Raw genomic sequence first — 19,315 nt, forward strand, 5'->3', positions numbered from 1 at the left:
GGTGGCATCATGGGAGAAGTACTGTCTCAACAAGAAATTGATGCCTTACTATCTGCATTAAGCAGTGGGGATGTCGAAGCGGACTCCTTTCTCGCACAAGAGGAAGAGAAGAAAGTTCGGCAATACGACTTCAAACGAGCCGTTCGATTTTCAAAAGATCAAATTCGCAGTTTAACTCGGATTCACGAGCATTTTACGCGGATGCTCACGACATTTTTCTCGGCTCAACTTCGCACGTATGTTCAGTTTTCGGTCAACTCGGTCGAACAATTACCGTACGATGAATTCATTCATTCCATCCCGAGTATGACGATGATCAACTTGATTGAGGCGCCACCGTTAAACGGGCGATTCATCATCGAGGTCAATCCGAACATCTCGTATGCGATGTTAGACCGATTACTTGGTGGTCCCGGTGTCGAGATGGACAAAATCGAATCGTTCACCGAAATCGAGATGCGGATCTTGACGCAATTGTATAAGCGAGCCTTCTCTTCTTATGGAGATGCTTGGGAATCGATCGCGGAGATTAAAGCAGAAATGTCGGCTGTTGAAGTAAATCCGCAGTTCCTGCAACTCGTTTCACCAAACGAGACGGTCGTTCTGATTTCAATCGGTGTGACGATTGGCGAAGTGAGTGGGACAATCAATGTTTGTCTTCCATTCGTAACAATCGAACCGGTATTATCCAAACTATCGAGTCACTACTGGATGCAGGAAGCGAATCGCCGGAATGCGAGCCAGTCGAGTAAGGAACCGCTTAAAGCACAGTTGATGAATTCGACGGTCGAGGTCGTGTCCTTGTTAGGTGAAACGACCATCACGTTTGGAGACTTGTTGCATCTCGAAGTCGGAGATTGTTTGGCACTCGATCAATTGGCAAAAGAACCTCTGTCCGTCATGGTAGGGGAAAATAAAGTATTTAAAGGGCAAGTCGGTGTGAGCGGGAAGCGAATGGCGGTTCAAGTGCTTCACCGTGTGAAGGAGGAAGAGCAATGAGTGAGATGCTGTCACAAGATGAAATTGATGCGTTATTACGCGGGACAAGCGACAATACGCCGACGCCAGAAGTCGAAGACAAAGAAGAACATTTAGATTCGATGGAGAGCGATGCACTCGGGGAAATTGGAAACATTTCATTCGGGAACTCGGCAACGGCGTTGTCGACATTACTACAACAGAAAGTTGAAATCACGACTCCAGTTGTCAGTGAAGTGAGAATCGAATCGTTACGCGAACGTTATCCGACGCCTCACGTGGCGTTACGAGTCGGCTATACAGAAGGAATTAAAGGAGAAAACGTTCTCGTCTTGACTCGTGAAGATGCGGCCATCATCTCTGACCTGATGTTAGGTGGAACCGGAGAGAATGTCGATCCGGAGAGCCTGGATGAGATTCGTTTATCAGCCGTCCAAGAGGCGATGAACCAGATGATGGGGGCAGCCGCAACGTCTCTATCGACGGTATTTTCCAAAAAGATTGACATCTCTCCGCCGCTTGTCGAAGTGTTCGATGCGACGAAGAATCAAACCATCATCGATCGCCTCGAACTATGGGAGACGATGGTACTTATCGAATTCAATCTCAAGGTAGGTACGTTGATCGATTCAACAATCGTACAGATTGCTCCGATTCAATTTGGGAAGCAGTTAGTCGATGAGTTGATGAAGGCGACTGGGGAAGCCCAAGCGGCACCGGAACCGGTGAAACCGCAACAAAAGGCAGAAACGCCAAAACCGCAACAACAAGCCCAACCGGCTCCGCAACCGGACAAGCAAAAGTCGATGCCGGAAGTGGCAGTGAGCCAGGCAGAATTCATGCCGCTCCAGTCACCGGCATCACAAGAGGTAGCCCCAGCGAATCTAGGTTTGTTGTATGATGTCCCGTTGAACGTGACAGTAGAGTTAGGCAGAACGAAAAAATCCGTTCGGGAAGTACTTGAGTTATCACAAGGCTCCATCATCGAACTCGACAAACTAGCGGGCGAGCCGGTAGACATTTATGTCAATCAACAACGAATCGCTAGAGGAGAAGTCGTTGTCATTGAAGAAAACTTTGGGGTACGTGTAACAGAAATTATTCAACCGCATGAGCGGATCGGAATCGTTTAAGGAGGAATTTAGAATGAGTGCAAAAGTATTAGTAGTAGATGACGCAGCGTTCATGCGCATGATGATCAAGGATATTTTGACAAAGAACGGATATGACGTGGTAGGAGAGGCAGAAAACGGAGCAGACGCAGTCGCAAAATACCGTGAACTCACGCCGGATCTCGTTACACTTGATATCACGATGCCTGAAATGGATGGACTCGCAGCACTGAAAGAAATTCGTAGCTTCGACTCAAATGCGAAAATCATTATGTGTTCAGCGATGGGACAACAAGCGATGGTTATCGATGCCATTCAAGCTGGTGCAAAAGATTTCATCGTTAAGCCGTTCAATGCAGAGCGTGTCATTGAAGCAGTTTCTAAAACGGTCGCACAATGAAGAAATGGTGGTTGATTATTCTCCTCGTGGTCGGACTTTATGTTCCGACCACGGTTGAGGCCGCCACCGTAGACCAACAATTCGAGCAACAACAGACAGATGAACAGGAAAGTAACGTTCCAACGACAGCGTCAACGATTGGCAATGGCGTGAAAGTTGTGTTAAGTCTCGTCGTCGTGGTCGGCGGTTTTATTGTCTTGATGCGGTGGCTCGGTTCCAAAACACAAGGCGTGAAAGCGACTCAACATATGAAACACCTCGGGGGCGTTCCGCTCGGTAAAGATCGATCCGTTCAACTCGTGAAACTAGGAGACCAAGTCTATGTTCTAGGCGTAGGGGATTCCATTCAACTGATTGACCGACTCGATGCGGAAACGGTGGATGAAGAACAAACAGAATCTTTGTCACTCCGCACAACAAATTCGAACGCATTTTTAGATACCTTTAAGAAACAACTCGCTCAGCTAGAAGAAGTGAGGAAGAAGTCATGACAACGTTTGAGCAATTAATTAATTTAGAGACGCCAGACAGTACGTCGACATCGATCAAACTCTTGATTTTGTTGACTTTGCTGACGCTCGCACCGTCTTTTTTAATCTTGATGACTTGCTTTACCCGGGTCGTGGTCGTCCTGTCCTTCATTCGACCGGCGCTCGGTACACAGCAAACGCCACCGAACCAGTTGATTGTCGGATTGGCACTATTTATCACATTATTCGTCATGTCACCTGTTCTCTCTGATTTAAATCAGAATGCACTGAAACCGTATCTTGATGATAAAATCTCACAAGATGAGGCGTTCGATGAGGCGAGTGGAACGATGAAGGAATTCATGTCGAAATATACAAGACAAGAAGATTTACAGCTGTTTTTAAAATATGGGAATTACGAACAACCTGAAACACTTGATGACGTGCCACTTCTCGCTTTAGTCCCGGCATATGCAATCAGCGAGTTGAAGACCGCTTTTCAAATCGGGTTCATGATTTTCTTACCGTTTTTGATCATCGATATGGTCGTCGCGAGTGTCCTTATGTCAATGGGGATGATGATGCTACCACCAGTCATGATTGCTCTTCCATTCAAGTTGTTGCTGTTTGTATTGGTTGATGGTTGGCATTTAATTGTGGAATCACTGCTTAGAAGTATGTAGGGGGAACGGACATGACACAAGAAATGGTCATTTATTTGGCAACAGAGAGTGTGTGGACCTTATTAAAAATTTCAATGCCACTTTTACTCATCTCACTGATTGTCGGTCTCGTGATCTCGATTTTGCAGGCCACGACTCAAATTCAAGAACAAACACTATCCTTTGTTCCGAAAATCATTTCGGTGTTTATCGGCCTTGTCATCTTTGGACCATGGATGCTTCAACAAATCGAGGGATTCACGCGTTTGATCTTTGAGCTGATGGTTGAGGTTGCCTCGAAATGAATGCGGTCGATTTCATCAGTATGTACGGATTGACCTTTGCGCGACTCTCAGGTTTTTTTGTCAGCGTTCCGTTGTTCTCGACAAAACAATTGCCAGTGATGCATCGCGTAGGATTCAGTGCATTTTTAGCATACTATGCCATGTTCACGATTACAGAGCCGATTCAGATGACGAATGGATTTGTACTTCAAGTCGTGTATGAGGTCATGATCGGATTGCTACTCGGTCTATTGATCAATATTTTATTCTTTGCTCCTCAAATTGCCGGGGGGGTGATCGACTTGCAGCTCGGATTAGCAATGGCATCCGCATATGATCCAATGTTCGGGGGCCAGTCTCCTTTAATTGGTCGATTCTATTATATTTTTACGTTATTCATTTTATTGACGAGTAATTTACATCTCTTGCTGATTGACGGGATTTATTATAGCTTTCAAATCTATCCACCCGGTCAACCGATGATTAATTTTACGGAAGCCTCTCTCATGATGGCCGTAAAAGTCGTCACGATGACAATGATGGTCGCATTGCAATTGGCATTACCAATGATGGCGTCTTTACTGCTTGTCGATTTAGCACTTGGTTTTCTAGCGAAATCAGCACCGCAGTTCAATATTTTTGCCATCGGATTTTCATTTAAACTCGTTGCCGGATTCGCTGTCATGGTCTTGTTGATGGGATTGACATTGACCGGAATCAGTCAGTTTATTCCGTTGTTACAGGAAGTGATGCATGACTTTATGCTCATACTAGGAGACGCCTCATGAAGAAGCCTCTATATCCTTTATCGGTCAATCTACAGTTTTTTGCAGGTGAAAAAACAGAAAAAGCCACGCCACGTAAACGAGAAGATTCACGAAAAAAGGGACAGGTCGCCAAATCTGCTGACTTGACTGGGGCGTTCGCACTTTTTGCGATGTTTCTCATGTTATCTTTTTTCGGTCCTGTGATTGGGCAGCAATTGTTGTCATTAATCGGTGATTTACTCAGTCCAGAGTATTTGTTGTTTAACGTGACGGGCGGCATGTCGGATATGGTCGTTGATTTGATGTTGCGTGTGGGCTTGATTTTAGCACCATTCTTTATTGTTGCCGTTGTATTTGGGATTCTTATCAATTATTTACAAGTCGGCACGTTATTTTCATTAGAAGCTATTCAGCCGAAGCTCGAGCGGATTGACCCGATCAAAGGGGTCAAGCGTATCGTCAGCATGAAAGCGGTCGTCGAATTTTTAAAGTCCTTATTCAAATTGTTAATCATCCTGACAACCGCAGTCGCTGTCCTTTGGCAAAATCAAAAAGAGTTGTCACGCATGGCCGTCGAACAGATTCGCGAATCGATTGTCGCGCTTGCCAGTATTACGATTCAACTTGGATTGTGGGTAAGCGTCGCCTTGCTCGCACTCGCGCTGCTTGACTTTTTCTATCAACGATTTGACTTCGAAAAGTCGATTCGGATGTCAAAGCAAGATATTAAAGATGAGTATAAAAATACAGAAGGTGACCCACTCATCAAATCTAAAATTAAACAACAACAGCGAGAAATGGCGATGCGGCGTATGATGCAAGAGATTCCAAATGCCGATGTCGTCATCACCAACCCGACCCATTACGCGGTCGTCATTCGATATGATGACACGAAAGATTTTGCACCACTCGTCGTTGCCAAAGGGGTCGACCGGGTCGCTTTTCATATTCGAGACGTCGCGAAAGAACATGATGTGGCAATCGTTGAAAATAAACCACTCGCGCGAGCGCTCTATGCGCAAATCGATATCGGTGAAGTGGTAGACGAATCGTTTTATCAAGCAATCGCAGAAGTTCTTGCATTCGTCTATCAAATGAAACAACCGTCTTGAGGAGGAGTATGTGTTGGCAGTAAAAGCGAAAGACTTTGCAATCCTGATCGGTGTATTGATGATTGTCATCATGCTCATCATCCCGTTACCAGGGTTTTTACTAGATTTTTTAATCATCGTAAATATATTAATCGCCATCATGATTTTACTTGTGGCGATGAATGCACGTGAAGCGCTCGACTTCTCCGTATTCCCCTCTCTCTTATTGATTGTGACGTTGTTTCGTCTCGGACTGAACGTATCGACGACCCGTTCGATTCTTTCAAATGGGTACGGTGGGGAAGTCATTGCGACGTTCGGTGATTTCGTCATCGGAGGGAACGTCCTCGTCGGATTCGTCGTCTTCCTGATTCTCGTCATCATTCAATTTGTCGTCATCACGAAAGGGGCGGAACGTGTATCTGAAGTATCTGCACGTTTTACGCTTGATGCGATGCCAGGGAAACAGATGGCCATCGATGCCGATTTGAATTCAGGTTTGATTGACGACAAAGAAGCTCAGATGCGTCGCCGTAAAATTCAAAGTGAAGCAGATTTCTACGGATCGATGGATGGGGCGTCGAAATTCGTAAAAGGGGATGCCATCGCCGGCATCATCATCGTGACGATCAACTTGATCTTCGGGATTATCATTGGGGTCGTTCAAATGGGATTACCGGTCGGTCAAGCGTTCCAAACGTTTTCACTCATGACCATCGGGGATGGACTGGTGAGTCAAATTCCAGCCCTCTTGATTTCGACTGCGACCGGGATCATTGTGACACGTGCCGTTTCAGACGGAAACTTAGGAGAAGACGTGATTGACCAACTCGGACAAAATCCGTCACTCCTTTATATTGCAGGATCCATTGTCTTCATGCTCGGTTTTGTATCACCACCCCTTCTTCCTGTGACAATGATCATCGCAGGTACGGCATTCTTTGGTGCCTACACGATGAGACGGAACATTCGAAAAGTGACAGAGGAACCAGTGATCGACGAAGATCCGTCCCCGATGGCACCGACCGAGTCCGTCGTCTCACTCTTACAAATCGACTCGATTGAATTCGAGTTCGGCTACGGTTTAATTCCGCTTGCGGATGAATCACAAGGTGGCGACCTGTTAGACCGCGTCGTCATGATTCGTCGACAGCTCGCCCTTGAACTTGGTTTTATCTTACCGACGGTCCGGATTCGTGACCATTTGCAACTGTCACCGAACGCGTACCGAATCAAGGTAAAAGGAAACGTCGTTGCCGAAGGCGAGTTATTGCTTGACCATTATTTAGCCATGAGCCCAGGGATTGAAGACCCTGAAGTGTTTGGAATTGAAACGACTGAACCGGCATTCGGTCTCCCGGCTCTCTGGATTGATGAAGAGACACGAACCCGAGCCGAAATGAGCGGATATACCGTCGTCGATCCGCCATCCGTTGTCGCGACACACTTGACGGAGACGTTGAAGAAACATGCTGCGGATTTACTCGGCCGGGAAGAAACAAAGCAACTCGTTGAACATTTGAAGGAAACACATCCCGTGCTCGTGGAAGACGTCACGCCATCGGTCCTCTCGATTGGGGAAATTCAAAAAGTGTTACGACATCTCTTACAAGAGAATGTTTCGATTCGAAACTTACCGCTATTGTTTGAAACGATGGCAGACTACGGGAAAGTGACGAAAGATGCAGAAATTTTGGGAGAGTATTGTCGTCAAGGGTTATCTCGCCAACTGACCGATCAAGTCAAACCACCGGAAGGTCCACTATATGTCGTGACACTCGGTGGACAGACGGAACAGACCGTTCAAGATGCGGTCCAAAAAACGGAATTTGGAAACTATTTGGCCCTCGACCCGGAGCAAGCTCGAGACATAATCGAGCGCACTGGCGAACAACTGTCGATGTTTGAACGATACGGGGCATCGGCTGTGATTTTATGCTCACCAACGATTCGCCTATTCGTTCGTCAATTGCTCGAACGGTATTATCCGGATGTGCCGGTACTGGCTTATAACGAACTGCTCAGTTCCGTCGAAGTGAAAAGTATTGGGGTGATTTAATATGCAAATTAAAAAGTTTACGGCGAAGACCATGAGTGACGCGATGGCGAAAGTGAAACAAGAACTTGGAGACGAAGCGGTCATCCTTAATTCGCGACAAGTGAAGTCAGGATGGTTCGGTCTCTTCGCGTCCAAACAAGTGGAAGTCATCGCAGCGCTTGAGAAGGAACAGATTGTCACAAAGCCAAGGCAACCTGTTCAAGCTCAGACAGAACCGACGCGACCTGTCGTCACACCGCCACCACGTGTGGTAGGAACGGCGCCGAAGCTACATGCCTCGTTACAGCACGTAGAATCATTGCTCTCGGCCGAGTCTTTTGCGGATGAGTCGTGGGAAGAAACGCTGAACGAACTGTACTATACGACAAAATCTGTAGAAGAAGCGGAACGATATGTGTACGAACAAGTCAAATCGTCGTTCATTGAACCGCCTGAAGCGAAGCGTTACGTCATGGTCGTTGGACCGACAGGAGTAGGGAAGACGACCACGCTCGCTAAACTTGCAGCGCACTTTAAGTTAAAAGAAGGCAAGACGGTCGGACTGATCACGACCGACACCTATCGAATCGCTGCCATCGAACAGTTAAAGACGTACGCCGAAATCATGAGTATCCCGGTAGAGGTCGCATATGATTTTCACGACTTCAAACGGGCCAAGCAATTGTTTGCCCGAAAAGATATCGTGTTGATCGATACGGCTGGTCGAAATTTTCGTGACCCGGCTTACGTCGAACAGTTTCATGAACATCATGACTTCACGGAGACAAGCCTTTCGCTCGTGTTGAGTTTGACCTCCAAAATGAAGGACATGGACATGATTTATTCGCAATTCGAATCATTGCCCCTCAGCTCGCTCATCTTTACGAAAGCGGACGAGACGAGTGACATCCATGCGATGTACCGTATGGTGAAAAGGAGCGGGCTTCCCGTCGCTTGGATGACAGACGGCCAGGAAGTGCCGGACGACTTGATTCCAGGTCAAGCGGATCTATTGACGAAACGACTGTTTGAGAAAGAAGGGTGGGCAAGATGGACCAAGCAAGGCGTTTAAGAGCAATCAATGATGCCCACCCGACCACCATCGCCTTTGCGAGTGGGAAAGGCGGGGTCGGAAAGACGAACGTCTGCGTGAACACGGCCATCGCCCTAGCAGAACTTGGGAAACGGGTGTTGATCGTCGACTTTGATATCGGTATGGCCAATGTGCATATCTTAATGAATGCTATGAAGTCCAGAACGATGATCGAGACCGTAAAAGCTCGTATTCCATTGGCCGCAGCTGTTCAGAAAAATGTGTATGGTGTCGATATATTACATGGAGGGAGTGGGCAAGACCAGCTCGTCCATCTCTCAGAGGATGACATGCAATTTCTCATGCGAGAACTCGAAGTATTGACCGAATATGATTATGTCCTGTTCGATATGGGCGCTGGAGCGACGGACACCTCACTTCAATTCATCGCGGGGTGTGATGAGATGTTCTTAATTTTGACGCCAGAACCTACCTCGCTCATGGACGGTTACGCATATACGAAACTAGTGCACCATCAATACCCTGACTTGCCGCTTGGCGTCATCGTCAACCGAGCCCAGTCCGGGGAGGAAGCCCTTCAATGTTTCGAACGGATGGAAGTCGCATGCAAACAGTTTTTAAATAAGACGATTCGATTCCTTGGCTTTTTACCGGATGATGCCTCAGTCAGAAAGGCAGTCATCGCACAAGTCCCGTTTTATCAATACAACCGAAAAAGTGATATCAGCTGGCGCCTCGAACGAATTTTGACAACGCTTACGGGAACGCCTCCAAAACCACGTCACTTGATGGACCGTTTGATGGGGAACTTACGGAAACAGTGGAACCGAGTATAATGACAGGGAGGCAATTGAGATGGACGTGAATGAATACTTAGGGTTGTTTTTAGATGAATCCCAAGAACATATCCAATCGATCAACACGCAGTTACTTAAATTAGAACAATCAGGTGGAGCGGATGTTGTACAGGAAATCTTCCGGTCCGCACACACACTCAAAGGGATGTCTTCAACGATGGGGTATGAACGGGTCGCCAACTTGACCCATGAGATGGAAAGCGCACTCGACCTCGTCCGTGGGGGCAAGAAAGAAAGCAACCAACTTCTATTAGACACAATGTTCATCGCCATGGAACAAATGGAAGATATGATCGCGGACATCGAGAGTGGCGGACAAGGCGCAAACGTGGATGTGTCAGAAACAGTCGCCGCCTTCCAATCCTTCATCGGTGGAAAAGAAGTCACGGTTGAAAAAACATCAGAGACGAATACGTTTGAAGTTGATTTGTATACAAACTCGGTTATCGACCAGGCGAAACAAACAGGCTTTGAGGCGTTTCAAATCACGGTCAAATTATCTGACGCTGTCGTATTGAAAGCGGCACGTGCGTACATGGTGTTCGATCGTCTTCAAGAACTTGGTGAGGTCGTACGGACGAACCCTGAAACGGAAGAGATTGAGCAAGAACAATTCGATTTGACGTTCGACGTCTTATTCTTGTCACAAGAGACGGCAGAAGTGATCGAACATGCGATTGCTCAAGTATCCGAAGTGGAACGTGTCGAAGTCCATGCGTTTGTACAATCAGCTGACAGCGAACCAGAAGTCGCAGTGACGGCAGAAACGATTGCACCAGAACCGGTTGTTCAAGCAGCCCCAGTTCAAGAAGAAGTGAAAGATACGAAGGATACGAAGGAACAAGTGGCGGCGCAAGCTCAAGCGAAAACGATTCGTGTCAATTTAGAACGTATCGATCGTCTCATGAACTTGTTCGAAGAGTTCATTATCGATCGCGGACGTCTTGAGCGCTTGGCAGATGAAGTCGCTCAGCCGGAATTGAATGAAACAGTCGAAAAAATCAAACGAGGCACGAACGAGTTACAGTCACTCGTCCTGACGCTCCGGATGATGCCGATTGAGCAAGTGTTCAATCGTTTCCCACGAATGGTGCGTTCAGTCGCAAAAGAAATTCATAAAAAGGTCCAGTTGGACATTTCCGGTGCGGAAACAGAACTCGATCGTACGGTCATCGATGAAATCGGCGATCCGCTCGTCCACTTGATTCGTAACGCCATCGATCACGGTATCGAACGTCCAGAAGTACGTCTTCAAGCCGGAAAACCGGAACAAGGGATGCTTGCACTCCGTGCGTATCACGGAGGAAACCGCGTCTTCATCGAAATCGAGGACGACGGTGCCGGTATCAACGTCGATAAGGTTCGCTCAAAAGCACTAGAACGTGGAGTAATCTCGGATGAAGAAGCAACGATGATGTCTGAGAACGAATTGGCGATGTTGATTTTTGCTCCAGGCTTCTCGACGGCAGACGTGGTCACTGACTTGTCAGGACGCGGTGTCGGACTCGATGTCGTTAAAAATAAAATCGAATCACTCGGTGGTGTCGTTTCACTAGAGACAGTTGCGGGGCAAGGCACAAAGTTCCAAGTCAGCTTACCGCTCACTCTCTCCATCATCTCGGCGATGCTCGTTCAAGTGGGAGAGGAATCGTATGCGATTCCATTAACATCAATCCTTGAGACGACTTTGCTCGATGAAGCGGACATTTTGACGGCACACCGTGAGCGCGTCTTCGACTTCCGTGGTCAATTGGTCCCACTCGTCTATTTAAAAGAAATGTTTGGCATCGACTCGGAAACGAAATCGCAATTCCCGGTCGTTGTGGTCCGCAAAGGAAATAAACTTGTCGGTGTTGTCGTCAACGATTTGATTGGGCAACAAGAAATTGTCATGAAACCGCTCGGTACGTATCTTGAAGGGATTCCGGCTATCTCTGGTGCGACTATTCTCGGTGACGGTCGCGTCGCTCTTATCGTAGATAGTAACGATCTCTTTTAAGGAGGAATATAGATGGAACAGAAATGGGTAGTCTTTTCACTTGAAGAAAATACGTACGGAATCGACGTACAGTCGGTCCGTTCAATCGAGCGACTTCAGCCGATCACGCGGGTGCCGAACGCCCCGTCACATGTGAAAGGGGTCATCAACCTTCGCGGTGTCGTCACGCCGGTCATTGACCTTCGCTTACGTCTCGGCTATGAAGAAATCGAGCCAACGGATGAGACACGCATCCTGATCGCCTCATTGAATCAAGGAGATGCTGGCTTTATCGTTGATCGCGCGAACGAAGTCGTAGAAAGTGATGAAGTTCGCATCGAACCGATTCCGGAATCGAGCCGCGATATGCTTTCGGCTCATTTGACAGCCATCGCCAAAGGAGAAGACAAACTCTTCTCATTACTCGATGCGAACGCGTTGTTCGAGGAACAGTATGCTGAGTGAGTTTGAACAAGACCTGTTAAAGGAACTGGGAAATATAGGGTCTGGTCATGCGGCGACTGCCTTGTCCGCCATGCTCTCAAAACCGGTGAACATTACCGTGTCTTCTGCTGAGATGGAGCCGATCACGTATTTGCCCGATCGAGTCGGGGGTCCGGAACGACATGTTGCCTCGGTCTTATTGGAATTAGATGGTGACATTCGTGGAATGATTCTCATTTTGTTCGCCGTCGAAGATGCCGAGCAAATGGTCTCGACACTAATCGGGATGCCATACTCATTCGATTCAGTCGATGAACTTGGTCAGTCAGCTTGGGAAGAGGTCGGGAATATCATGAGCGGTGCTTATGCCCGAGCGCTCGGCGACTGGTTACAGACACCGATTATGATTCAAGTGCCGGCAACGGCCATCGATATGGCAGGTTCGATTGTTGAATTTGTCGTCACTTCGGTTCAACCAGAGGAAGATTCGTCCCTTTATATTGATACGACATTTATGATTGATCAAAAAGTAAGTGCAGGACATGTGTTGTTCCTACCGACACATGGGTCGCTCAAACGGATTCAAGAACGGTTGCTTGGCCATGGCTGAAGTATTAAAAATCGGGATTGCTGAATGGAAGCAGACAACTGCACCGAATCGGTTACGTACAGCCGGACTTGGATCGTGTGTGGGTGTCATTTTATATGACACCCGCCTCCAATTGGCGGCCATGGCGCACGTCATGTTACCGGATTCGACGATTGCTCGGAAGAATCAAACGATTGAAGTAGGAAAATATGCGGATACGGCCATCGATACGCTCGTCCATTCGTTAAAACGAGAAGGGGCGACGCGGCTACAAGCGAAGATGGCTGGCGGCGCTCAAATGTTTCAATTTAAATATGAGAATGAGGCGATGCGAATCGGTGAGCGAAACGCCGAGGCCATTCGTCAGGCATTAAAAGGACATCGGATCCCGCTCGTTGCAGAAGATTGCGGCGGACATAACGGGCGGACAATCGAGTTTGACGTCGCGACATCCGTCTTATCGATTCGGACGGTGAGCGTGGGTACGAAAGAACTATAAGGGGGGATCGACATGACGACTCATCTTACACAGTTGTGGGATCGCTGGAATACGGACCGTGATATGGATACAGCAAACGAACTACTAGCACATTACGAGTTTCTCATCCACTACCACGTACAACGGATGATCGTGACGCTTCCAAAGAGCGTCGAACGCGACGAATTGAAAAGTTTGGGTTACATGGGATTGTACGATGCCCTTATGAAATATGATCCAGAGCACAACAACAAATTCGATACGTATGCTGCGTTTCGGATTCGAGGAGCCATCATCGATGGATTACGAAAAGTAGACTGGTTGCCTCGGTCGGTCCGAGAAAAAGTGAAAAAAATCGATCACGTGGCAGAACAGCTAGAGCAGTCGTTGCATCGTGCACCGACAAAAAGCGAGTTAGCCTCGGCATGCGACTTGCCGATCTCTGAAATCGAACGAACAATGGCGGAAGGGTATTTTGCCAATATGTTGTCGATTGATGAGGCCGTGACACTGCAAGAAGAAGGAAAAGTCATGTCAGTCACGTATTTCGACCCGGATTCGGAAAAACCGGAAGATACGTTATTGCAACGTGAATTGATTGACGTTCTAGCTGCAGAGGTCGATCATTTATCTGAAAAAGAACGGCTCGTCGTTTCCTTATTTTATTTTGACGAATTGACGCTGACAGAAATCGGAGAAGTGCTCGAACTATCGACCTCCCGGATTTCACAGATTCATTCTAAGGCGTTGAAGACGTTGAAGCTCGCGCTCGGTCGGTCTTATTTAGAAGAAAAGACATCGTAAGGAGATTAACAAGTGTATATTGTATATGTGATCTTGACTTGTTTGGTTGCTTACGGTTTTTTGTTCGGCTACCGTCAAGTCCAAGCGCTTCAGGAACGAGTCGAACGGCTCGAACGGGAGAAGCAAGAGACCGAAACGTTGCTTCTCTCATTCATGGAGTCGATGAATGACCTCGTCGTTCAGGAACCCGCTGAACGTTCGAGCGTGGTTCAACAAGAGGAGACAACACCCGTCAACGAGTCCGTTCAAACGATCGAAGAAGAGACAGAAGAAATAAAACCGTCCGCGTCAATCGACGTGGACGATGTCTTGTTGCGACATTCCGTTCGGGACGCTGCCCGAATCCTTGGAAAAGGAGAGGGCGAACTCGCGCTCTATGCGAAACTTCGTAAAAAGTGAGAGTTGCCGGATTTCGTGACATGTGCTATAGTAGTTCTCGGTGTTAAACACATCACACACGTCTCGGGATGGTGTTCCTCGGTGCCGAAAGGTCGGAATACAACGATGAACGAGGCGGAGGAATTTTTTAAACCACAAGGAGGAAATTTATCATGGCAGTAATTTCAATGAAGCAATTGCTTGAAGCTGGTGTACACTTCGGTCACCAAACACGCCGTTGGAACCCAAAAATGGCGAAATACATCTTCACAGAGCGTAACGGGATCTACATCATCGACCTTCAAAAAACGGTCAAAAAAGTAGACGAAGCTTACAACTTTGTTCGTGAACTCGCGGCAGAAGGCGGAAACGTCCTCTTCGTTGGTACGAAAAAACAAGCTCAAGATACAATCAAAGAAGAAGCAATCCGTTCTGGAATGTTCTTCATTAACGAGCGTTGGTTGGGTGGAACACTCACTAACTTCTCAACAATCAAAAAGCGTATTAACCGCTTGAAGCAACTCGAAAAAATGGAAGAAGACGGCACGTTCGAAGTACTTCCTAAGAAAGAAGTCATCATCTTGAAAAAAGAAATGACTCGTCTTGAGAAGTTCCTCGGCGGAATCAAGGATATGCCTGGTGTGCCTGACGCCCTCTTCATCGTTGACCCACGTAAAGAGCGTATCGCAATCGCGGAAGCTCACAAATTGAACATCCCAATCGTTGCGATTGTCGACACAAACTGTGACCCAGACGAAATCGACTACGTCATCCCAGCGAACGACGACGCAATTCGTGCAGTTAAATTGCTCACTTCGAAGATGGCTGATGCAATCATCGAAGCGAAGCAAGGTGAAGAAGAAGTTGCTGAAGAAGCTGTAGCGACAGAAGCTGAAGCTACAGAAGCTGAGTAATCAGTGAGACAATAGGTGATAAAGGGAAAGCCTTTTATCACCTTTTTTTAGGACAAGTAATCAAAAAGCCCTGTGCTTTTTCTTAAAAAATTGTTAGTTTTACAAGGAGGAATTTCCGATGGCAGTTACAGCAGCAATGGTAAAAGAACTTCGTGAAAAAACAGGAGCAGGAATGCTCGATTGCAAAAAAGCACTCGTTGAAACAGACGGTGACATGCAAGCAGCAATCGATTTCCTTCGTGAAAAAGGAATCGCTAAAGCAGCAGCAAAAGGTGATCGTATCGCCGCTGAAGGTTTGACAGCAGTAGCAGTTGAAGGCAACAAAGCTGTGCTCGTCGAAATCAACTCAGAAACAGACTTCGTTGCGAAAAACGAGAAGTTCCAAACGCTCGTAAACAACGTAGCAAAAGCAGTACTCGCATCAGGCGCAACAACTGCTGAAGCTGCACTTGCAGCTGAGTACGAAGCAGGTAAAACACTTGAAACGTACATCCAAGAAGAAGCTTCTACAATCGGAGAGAAAATCTCACTCCGTCGTGTAGCTGTTCTTGAAAAAGCTGACGATGCTGTATTCGGTACGTACCTCCACATGGGTGGTCGCATCGGTTCAGTCGTTGTCATCGACGGCACATCTGACGAGACAGTTGCAAAAGACGTTGCTATGCACGTTGCTGCAGCACGTCCACTTTACGCGACACGCGATGAAGTATCAGCTGAAGAAATCGACCGCGAGAAGAAAGTCTTGACTGAGCAAGCACTTAACGAAGGCAAACCTGCTAACATCGTTGAGAAGATGATTGCTGGTCGTATGAACAAGTACTTCGAGGAAATCTGCCTCGTTGACCAAACGTTCGTAAAAGACAGCGACTTCAAAGTTGGTAAGTACGTAGAATCAAAAGGCGGAAAAATCAACTCGTTCGTACGCTTCGAAGTAGGAGAAGGTATGGAGAAACGTGAAGAGAACTTTGCTGAAGAAGTTATGAACCAACTTAAAAAATAATCTGCATCATCATTTGTGATGCAACTAAAATTGGGAACACGTCTGTATCACCTTGAGTTAGTTCGTTAAGGGAGCGTGTTCCCTTTTTTCAAGCAAGAGGAGGCAAAGTTATGGAACCGAAATATAAACGAATTGTGTTAAAATTGAGTGGAGAAGCGCTCGCTGGAGATCAAGGTTATGGGATTGACCCTAACATTGTAAACTCCATTTCAAATCAAATTAAAGAATTGATTGAGATGGGTGTAGAAGTCGCCGTTGTTGTAGGTGCCGGAAACATTTGGCGTGGAAAGACGGGCAGTGAACTCGGAATGGACCGGGCCAATGCGGATTACATGGGTATGCTCGCGACTGTATTGAATTCACTTGCTCTTCAAGATAGCCTTGAAACGTACGGTGTCCAAACGCGTGTCCAAACATCAATTGAAATGCGACAAGTTGCTGAACCATACATTCGTCGTCGCGCAATGCGTCATCTTGAAAAAGGACGCGTCGTCATCTTTGCGGCCGGTACAGGAAACCCATATTTCTCAACGGACACGACAGCTGCCCTTCGTGCAGCTGAAATCGAAGCTGATGTCATTTTAATGGGTAAAAACAATGTGGACGGCGTCTATTCAGCCGATCCGAAATTGGATGCAACGGCAGTGAAGTACGATACGTTGTCTTATCTTGACGTCTTAAAAGACGGACTCCAAGTTATGGACTCGACGGCAACGTCACTTTGTATGGACAACCACATTCCATTGATTGTATTCTCATTGCTTGAAGAAGGTAATATTAAACGTGTCGTTCTCGGGGAGCATATCGGAACGGTAGTAGGAGGAGTCAATTCATGAGTGTCAAAGAAGTATTGAAAACAGCTGAAGAAAAAATGGAAAAAGCGCATTCTTCACTTAAACGTGATTTTGGAACGCTTCGCACTGGCCGTGCCAGCGCATCGATTTTGGATCCTGTCCAAGTTGATTACTACGGTGTCCCAACACCTCTCAATCAAGTGGCCAACATCAATACACCGGAAGCGCGTCTTCTTTTGATTCAACCATGGGATAAATCATTGGTTTCTGAAGTGGAAAAAGCGATTCAAAAGGCAGACCTCGGCTTGTCTCCATCATCTGACGGTACAGTCATCCGTTTGGCGATTCCTGCATTGACGGAAGAACGTCGTAAAGAGTTAGTTAAAGTCACGAAAAAATATGCGGAAGAAGCGAAAGTCGCTGTCCGTAACGTTCGTCGTGACGCAAACGAAAACTTGAAGAAACTCGAGAAAGATGGCGAGTTAACTGAAGACGACCTCCGCGGATATGCAGATGACGTTCAAACGTTGACGGATTCGTATATTAAGAAGATTGATGAATCTGCAGCAGTTAAAGAAAAAGAAATCATGGAAGTGTAATCACGGAAGTGGTATACCAAAAAGCTGTGTGGGGACCCTTTTTCTGAGAGGGTCCTTCTTTCATACAATCAGGAGGATAACAGAATGTTTAAATGGGTGAATCCTAAAACCAAAATCGAGGCGGAGTTGAGTGTTCCTGAGCACGTAGCCATCATCATGGATGGAAATGGACGCTGGGCCAAAAAACGTGGTCTTCCTCGCATCATGGGTCACCGGGAAGGGATGAAATCCATCCGGGAAGCGGTTCGAACTGCTCAAGAACTTGGAATTCAATCTCTCACGTTGTATGCGTTCTCCACAGAGAACTGGACTCGTCCGGAAGAAGAAGTCTCATTCTTGATGAAATTACCGAAACAGTTTTTGGAGACTGATTTAAGAGAACTCCATGAACAGAATGTACGGGTGCTCGTTGCAGGAGATACGTCGAAACTTCCTCGAGAGACGCGAGAGGCTGTTGATGAGGCAAGAGAACGTACCATTGCCAACACGGGGTTACAACTCGTTTTTGCTCTGAATTATGGCGGACGCGATGAACTTGTACAGGCTATGCGTCGTATCGCTGAAGACGTACAGTCTGGGTTGATTCAACCTGATGCCATCGACGATCACATGATTGGTGAACGATTGATGACCCACGTTCAAGATGTGGACCTCATCATTCGGACGAGTGGTGAACAACGACTCTCGAACTTTTTATTATGGCAAAGCGCATATGCAGAACTCCATTTCACAGAAGTATTGTGGCCGGAATTTAAGCGTGAGCATTTTGTAGAAGCGATTGAATCATACAACGCGCGCACGCGGCGTTTTGGTGGGGTGTAACATGAAGACACGAATTATAACAGGACTATGGGCAGGTGCCATTTTTATCACGGTCATCGCGCTCGGGGGAAACGCCTTTGTCTCACTGATGGGAATTCTTGCGCTGATTGGACTGAGCGAGTTCACGTTAATGCGAAAACATAAATTATTGGCATTCCCGTTTTTAGTGACGGCACTACTTGTGGCGTTTCCGTTCATCTTATTGTTATTAGAATCACATATCGTAACGGACGACCTCCCGTTCTCGGTCGAACAGTGGCTCGTATTGGGCCTCGTTCTACTATTGTTCTGGACGGTCGTCACAAAAAATCGATTCACGTATGAAGATGCTAGCTTCTATTTCGTTTCAGCTGTCTATTTAGTTGTCGGTTTCATCAGCTTTGCACTCGTCCGACTGTCTGACGATGGTCTATCCAAAGTGTTGCTCATCTTGTTCATGATTTGGGCGACGGATTCAGGTGCATACTTTACCGGCAAGGCGTTCGGAAAAGCCAAATTGTGGCCGTCTATCAGTCCGAACAAAACGATTGAAGGGGCAATCGGAGGCATTGTTTCTGCGATTGTACTCGGTGTCATCTTCGTTTTGGTCGATCCGATCTTGCCCGTTGTAGAAGTGCTCATCTTGGCCATTGTTGTGGCTGTCGTCGGTCAACTCGGCGATTTAGTACAATCTGCATATAAACGTCAATTTGGTGTGAAGGACTCAGGTCATCTCTTACCAGGGCATGGAGGAATTTTAGATCGATTTGATAGTATGATTGCGGTCTTTACCGTCATTTGGGTGTTTAATCTGCTATAAAAA

General features: G+C 46.8%; 23 protein-coding genes. All 23 read left to right on the forward strand.

From position 1 onward, the window contains the following. Positions 1-9: 9 nt before the first annotated feature. The 23 genes from fliM to KNO94_RS01065 all read left to right on the forward strand — a co-directional run bounded on the left by fliM (position 10) and on the right by KNO94_RS01065 (position 19,312). The gene (fliM, locus tag KNO94_RS00955) at positions 10-999 is read left to right on the forward strand and encodes a flagellar motor switch protein FliM (RefSeq protein WP_214740116.1); all 990 of its coding nucleotides are present in this window, start codon (positions 10-12) and stop codon (positions 997-999) included. After that, a complete protein-coding gene (gene fliY / locus KNO94_RS00960; protein ID WP_214776854.1) occupies positions 996-2,111 on the forward strand; it encodes a flagellar motor switch phosphatase FliY in 1,116 nt (371 codons plus the stop codon). Before fliM ends, fliY begins: the two co-directional genes overlap by 4 nt. 13 nt (positions 2,112-2,124) lie before the next feature. Further along, entirely contained in the window at positions 2,125-2,490 is a 366-nt protein-coding gene (locus KNO94_RS00965; protein ID WP_015881400.1) for a response regulator, read from the forward strand. Then, positions 2,487-2,981 carry a flagellar biosynthetic protein FliO gene (locus KNO94_RS00970; RefSeq protein ID WP_214740120.1) on the forward strand — a complete coding sequence of 165 codons (495 nt, stop codon included), beginning with the start codon at positions 2,487-2,489 and terminating at the stop codon, positions 2,979-2,981. Before KNO94_RS00965 ends, KNO94_RS00970 begins: the two co-directional genes overlap by 4 nt. Next, positions 2,978-3,643, forward strand: coding sequence for a flagellar type III secretion system pore protein FliP (fliP, locus tag KNO94_RS00975; protein ID WP_214740126.1), 666 nt, complete (start codon positions 2,978-2,980; stop codon positions 3,641-3,643). The genes KNO94_RS00970 and fliP overlap by 4 nt, the downstream gene beginning before the upstream one ends. Before the next feature lie 11 nt (positions 3,644-3,654). Continuing rightward, positions 3,655-3,927, forward strand: coding sequence for a flagellar biosynthesis protein FliQ (fliQ, locus tag KNO94_RS00980; RefSeq protein ID WP_015881403.1), 273 nt, complete (start codon positions 3,655-3,657; stop codon positions 3,925-3,927). After that, positions 3,924-4,694: a flagellar biosynthetic protein FliR gene (gene fliR, locus KNO94_RS00985; RefSeq protein ID WP_214740128.1), complete on the forward strand. Its 771-nt coding sequence runs from the start codon at positions 3,924-3,926 to the stop codon at positions 4,692-4,694. The genes fliQ and fliR overlap by 4 nt, the downstream gene beginning before the upstream one ends. Further along, on the forward strand, positions 4,691-5,785 hold the full coding sequence (gene flhB, locus KNO94_RS00990) for a flagellar biosynthesis protein FlhB (protein WP_214740129.1): 1,095 nt from the start codon (positions 4,691-4,693) through the stop codon (positions 5,783-5,785). Before fliR ends, flhB begins: the two co-directional genes overlap by 4 nt. Positions 5,786-5,798: 13 nt before the next feature. Continuing rightward, positions 5,799-7,823 (forward strand): flagellar biosynthesis protein FlhA, encoded by a 2,025-nt coding sequence (gene flhA / locus KNO94_RS00995; protein ID WP_285800768.1) that lies wholly within the window; start codon positions 5,799-5,801, stop codon positions 7,821-7,823. 1 nt (position 7,824) lies between these two features. Continuing rightward, entirely contained in the window at positions 7,825-8,874 is a 1,050-nt protein-coding gene (locus KNO94_RS01000) for a flagellar biosynthesis protein FlhF (RefSeq protein WP_214776858.1), read from the forward strand. Then, positions 8,853-9,692 carry a MinD/ParA family protein gene (locus tag KNO94_RS01005; protein WP_214776860.1) on the forward strand — a complete coding sequence of 280 codons (840 nt, stop codon included), beginning with the start codon at positions 8,853-8,855 and terminating at the stop codon, positions 9,690-9,692. The genes KNO94_RS01000 and KNO94_RS01005 overlap by 22 nt, the downstream gene beginning before the upstream one ends. A gap of 19 nt (positions 9,693-9,711) precedes the next feature. Continuing rightward, positions 9,712-11,712 carry a chemotaxis protein CheA gene (locus KNO94_RS01010; protein WP_214776862.1) on the forward strand — a complete coding sequence of 667 codons (2,001 nt, stop codon included), beginning with the start codon at positions 9,712-9,714 and terminating at the stop codon, positions 11,710-11,712. Between the two features lie 12 nt (positions 11,713-11,724). After that, complete coding sequence (locus KNO94_RS01015; protein WP_015881410.1) at positions 11,725-12,156, forward strand: chemotaxis protein CheW; 432 nt, start codon at positions 11,725-11,727, stop codon at positions 12,154-12,156. Beyond that, positions 12,146-12,745: a chemotaxis protein CheC gene (locus tag KNO94_RS01020; RefSeq protein ID WP_214776864.1), complete on the forward strand. Its 600-nt coding sequence runs from the start codon at positions 12,146-12,148 to the stop codon at positions 12,743-12,745. The genes KNO94_RS01015 and KNO94_RS01020 overlap by 11 nt, the downstream gene beginning before the upstream one ends. Then, complete coding sequence (locus KNO94_RS01025; RefSeq protein ID WP_214776866.1) at positions 12,738-13,223, forward strand: chemotaxis protein CheD; 486 nt, start codon at positions 12,738-12,740, stop codon at positions 13,221-13,223. Before KNO94_RS01020 ends, KNO94_RS01025 begins: the two co-directional genes overlap by 8 nt. 12 nt (positions 13,224-13,235) lie before the next feature. Further along, entirely contained in the window at positions 13,236-14,006 is a 771-nt protein-coding gene (locus KNO94_RS01030) for a FliA/WhiG family RNA polymerase sigma factor (RefSeq protein WP_214776868.1), read from the forward strand. A 12-nt stretch (positions 14,007-14,018) separates the two neighbouring features. After that, positions 14,019-14,405 carry a hypothetical protein gene (locus KNO94_RS01035; RefSeq protein WP_214776870.1) on the forward strand — a complete coding sequence of 129 codons (387 nt, stop codon included), beginning with the start codon at positions 14,019-14,021 and terminating at the stop codon, positions 14,403-14,405. Between the two features lie 152 nt (positions 14,406-14,557). Continuing rightward, positions 14,558-15,298 (forward strand): 30S ribosomal protein S2, encoded by a 741-nt coding sequence (rpsB, locus tag KNO94_RS01040; protein ID WP_015881415.1) that lies wholly within the window; start codon positions 14,558-14,560, stop codon positions 15,296-15,298. A 118-nt stretch (positions 15,299-15,416) separates the two neighbouring features. After that, positions 15,417-16,298, forward strand: coding sequence for a translation elongation factor Ts (gene tsf / locus KNO94_RS01045; protein WP_078146717.1), 882 nt, complete (start codon positions 15,417-15,419; stop codon positions 16,296-16,298). A 110-nt stretch (positions 16,299-16,408) separates the two neighbouring features. Further along, positions 16,409-17,134, forward strand: a complete 726-nt coding sequence (gene pyrH / locus KNO94_RS01050) for a UMP kinase (protein WP_214740153.1) — start codon at positions 16,409-16,411, stop codon at positions 17,132-17,134. Next, the gene (gene frr / locus KNO94_RS01055) at positions 17,131-17,691 is read left to right on the forward strand and encodes a ribosome recycling factor (RefSeq protein ID WP_214740155.1); all 561 of its coding nucleotides are present in this window, start codon (positions 17,131-17,133) and stop codon (positions 17,689-17,691) included. Before pyrH ends, frr begins: the two co-directional genes overlap by 4 nt. An 84-nt stretch (positions 17,692-17,775) precedes the next feature. Next, positions 17,776-18,513, forward strand: a complete 738-nt coding sequence (locus KNO94_RS01060) for an undecaprenyl pyrophosphate synthase (protein WP_214740157.1) — start codon at positions 17,776-17,778, stop codon at positions 18,511-18,513. Position 18,514: 1 nt separating this feature from the next. Next, entirely contained in the window at positions 18,515-19,312 is a 798-nt protein-coding gene (locus tag KNO94_RS01065; RefSeq protein ID WP_214776871.1) for a phosphatidate cytidylyltransferase, read from the forward strand. Positions 19,313-19,315 lie beyond the last annotated feature (3 nt).

Source organism: Exiguobacterium sp. s22, from assembly GCF_018617455.1.
GTDB lineage: Bacteria > Bacillota > Bacilli > Exiguobacteriales > Exiguobacteriaceae > Exiguobacterium.

What these genes read in the sequence shown, in the direction of transcription:
- fliM (WP_214740116.1), top strand. Translation starts at nt 10, where the DNA reads ATGGGAGAAGTACTGTCTCAACAAGAAATTGATGCCTTACTATCTGCA.
- fliY (WP_214776854.1), top strand. Translation starts at nt 996, where the DNA reads ATGAGTGAGATGCTGTCACAAGATGAAATTGATGCGTTATTACGCGGG.
- KNO94_RS00965 (WP_015881400.1), top strand. Translation starts at nt 2,125, where the DNA reads ATGAGTGCAAAAGTATTAGTAGTAGATGACGCAGCGTTCATGCGCATG.
- KNO94_RS00970 (WP_214740120.1), top strand. Translation starts at nt 2,487, where the DNA reads ATGAAGAAATGGTGGTTGATTATTCTCCTCGTGGTCGGACTTTATGTT.
- fliP (WP_214740126.1), top strand. Translation starts at nt 2,978, where the DNA reads ATGACAACGTTTGAGCAATTAATTAATTTAGAGACGCCAGACAGTACG.
- fliQ (WP_015881403.1), top strand. Translation starts at nt 3,655, where the DNA reads ATGACACAAGAAATGGTCATTTATTTGGCAACAGAGAGTGTGTGGACC.
- fliR (WP_214740128.1), top strand. Translation starts at nt 3,924, where the DNA reads ATGAATGCGGTCGATTTCATCAGTATGTACGGATTGACCTTTGCGCGA.
- flhB (WP_214740129.1), top strand. Translation starts at nt 4,691, where the DNA reads ATGAAGAAGCCTCTATATCCTTTATCGGTCAATCTACAGTTTTTTGCA.
- KNO94_RS01000 (WP_214776858.1), top strand. Translation starts at nt 7,825, where the DNA reads ATGCAAATTAAAAAGTTTACGGCGAAGACCATGAGTGACGCGATGGCG.
- KNO94_RS01005 (WP_214776860.1), top strand. Translation starts at nt 8,853, where the DNA reads ATGGACCAAGCAAGGCGTTTAAGAGCAATCAATGATGCCCACCCGACC.
- KNO94_RS01010 (WP_214776862.1), top strand. Translation starts at nt 9,712, where the DNA reads ATGGACGTGAATGAATACTTAGGGTTGTTTTTAGATGAATCCCAAGAA.
- KNO94_RS01015 (WP_015881410.1), top strand. Translation starts at nt 11,725, where the DNA reads ATGGAACAGAAATGGGTAGTCTTTTCACTTGAAGAAAATACGTACGGA.
- KNO94_RS01020 (WP_214776864.1), top strand. Translation starts at nt 12,146, where the DNA reads ATGCTGAGTGAGTTTGAACAAGACCTGTTAAAGGAACTGGGAAATATA.
- KNO94_RS01025 (WP_214776866.1), top strand. Translation starts at nt 12,738, where the DNA reads ATGGCTGAAGTATTAAAAATCGGGATTGCTGAATGGAAGCAGACAACT.
- KNO94_RS01030 (WP_214776868.1), top strand. Translation starts at nt 13,236, where the DNA reads ATGACGACTCATCTTACACAGTTGTGGGATCGCTGGAATACGGACCGT.
- rpsB (WP_015881415.1), top strand. Translation starts at nt 14,558, where the DNA reads ATGGCAGTAATTTCAATGAAGCAATTGCTTGAAGCTGGTGTACACTTC.
- tsf (WP_078146717.1), top strand. Translation starts at nt 15,417, where the DNA reads ATGGCAGTTACAGCAGCAATGGTAAAAGAACTTCGTGAAAAAACAGGA.
- pyrH (WP_214740153.1), top strand. Translation starts at nt 16,409, where the DNA reads ATGGAACCGAAATATAAACGAATTGTGTTAAAATTGAGTGGAGAAGCG.
- frr (WP_214740155.1), top strand. Translation starts at nt 17,131, where the DNA reads ATGAGTGTCAAAGAAGTATTGAAAACAGCTGAAGAAAAAATGGAAAAA.
- KNO94_RS01060 (WP_214740157.1), top strand. Translation starts at nt 17,776, where the DNA reads ATGTTTAAATGGGTGAATCCTAAAACCAAAATCGAGGCGGAGTTGAGT.
- KNO94_RS01065 (WP_214776871.1), top strand. Translation starts at nt 18,515, where the DNA reads ATGAAGACACGAATTATAACAGGACTATGGGCAGGTGCCATTTTTATC.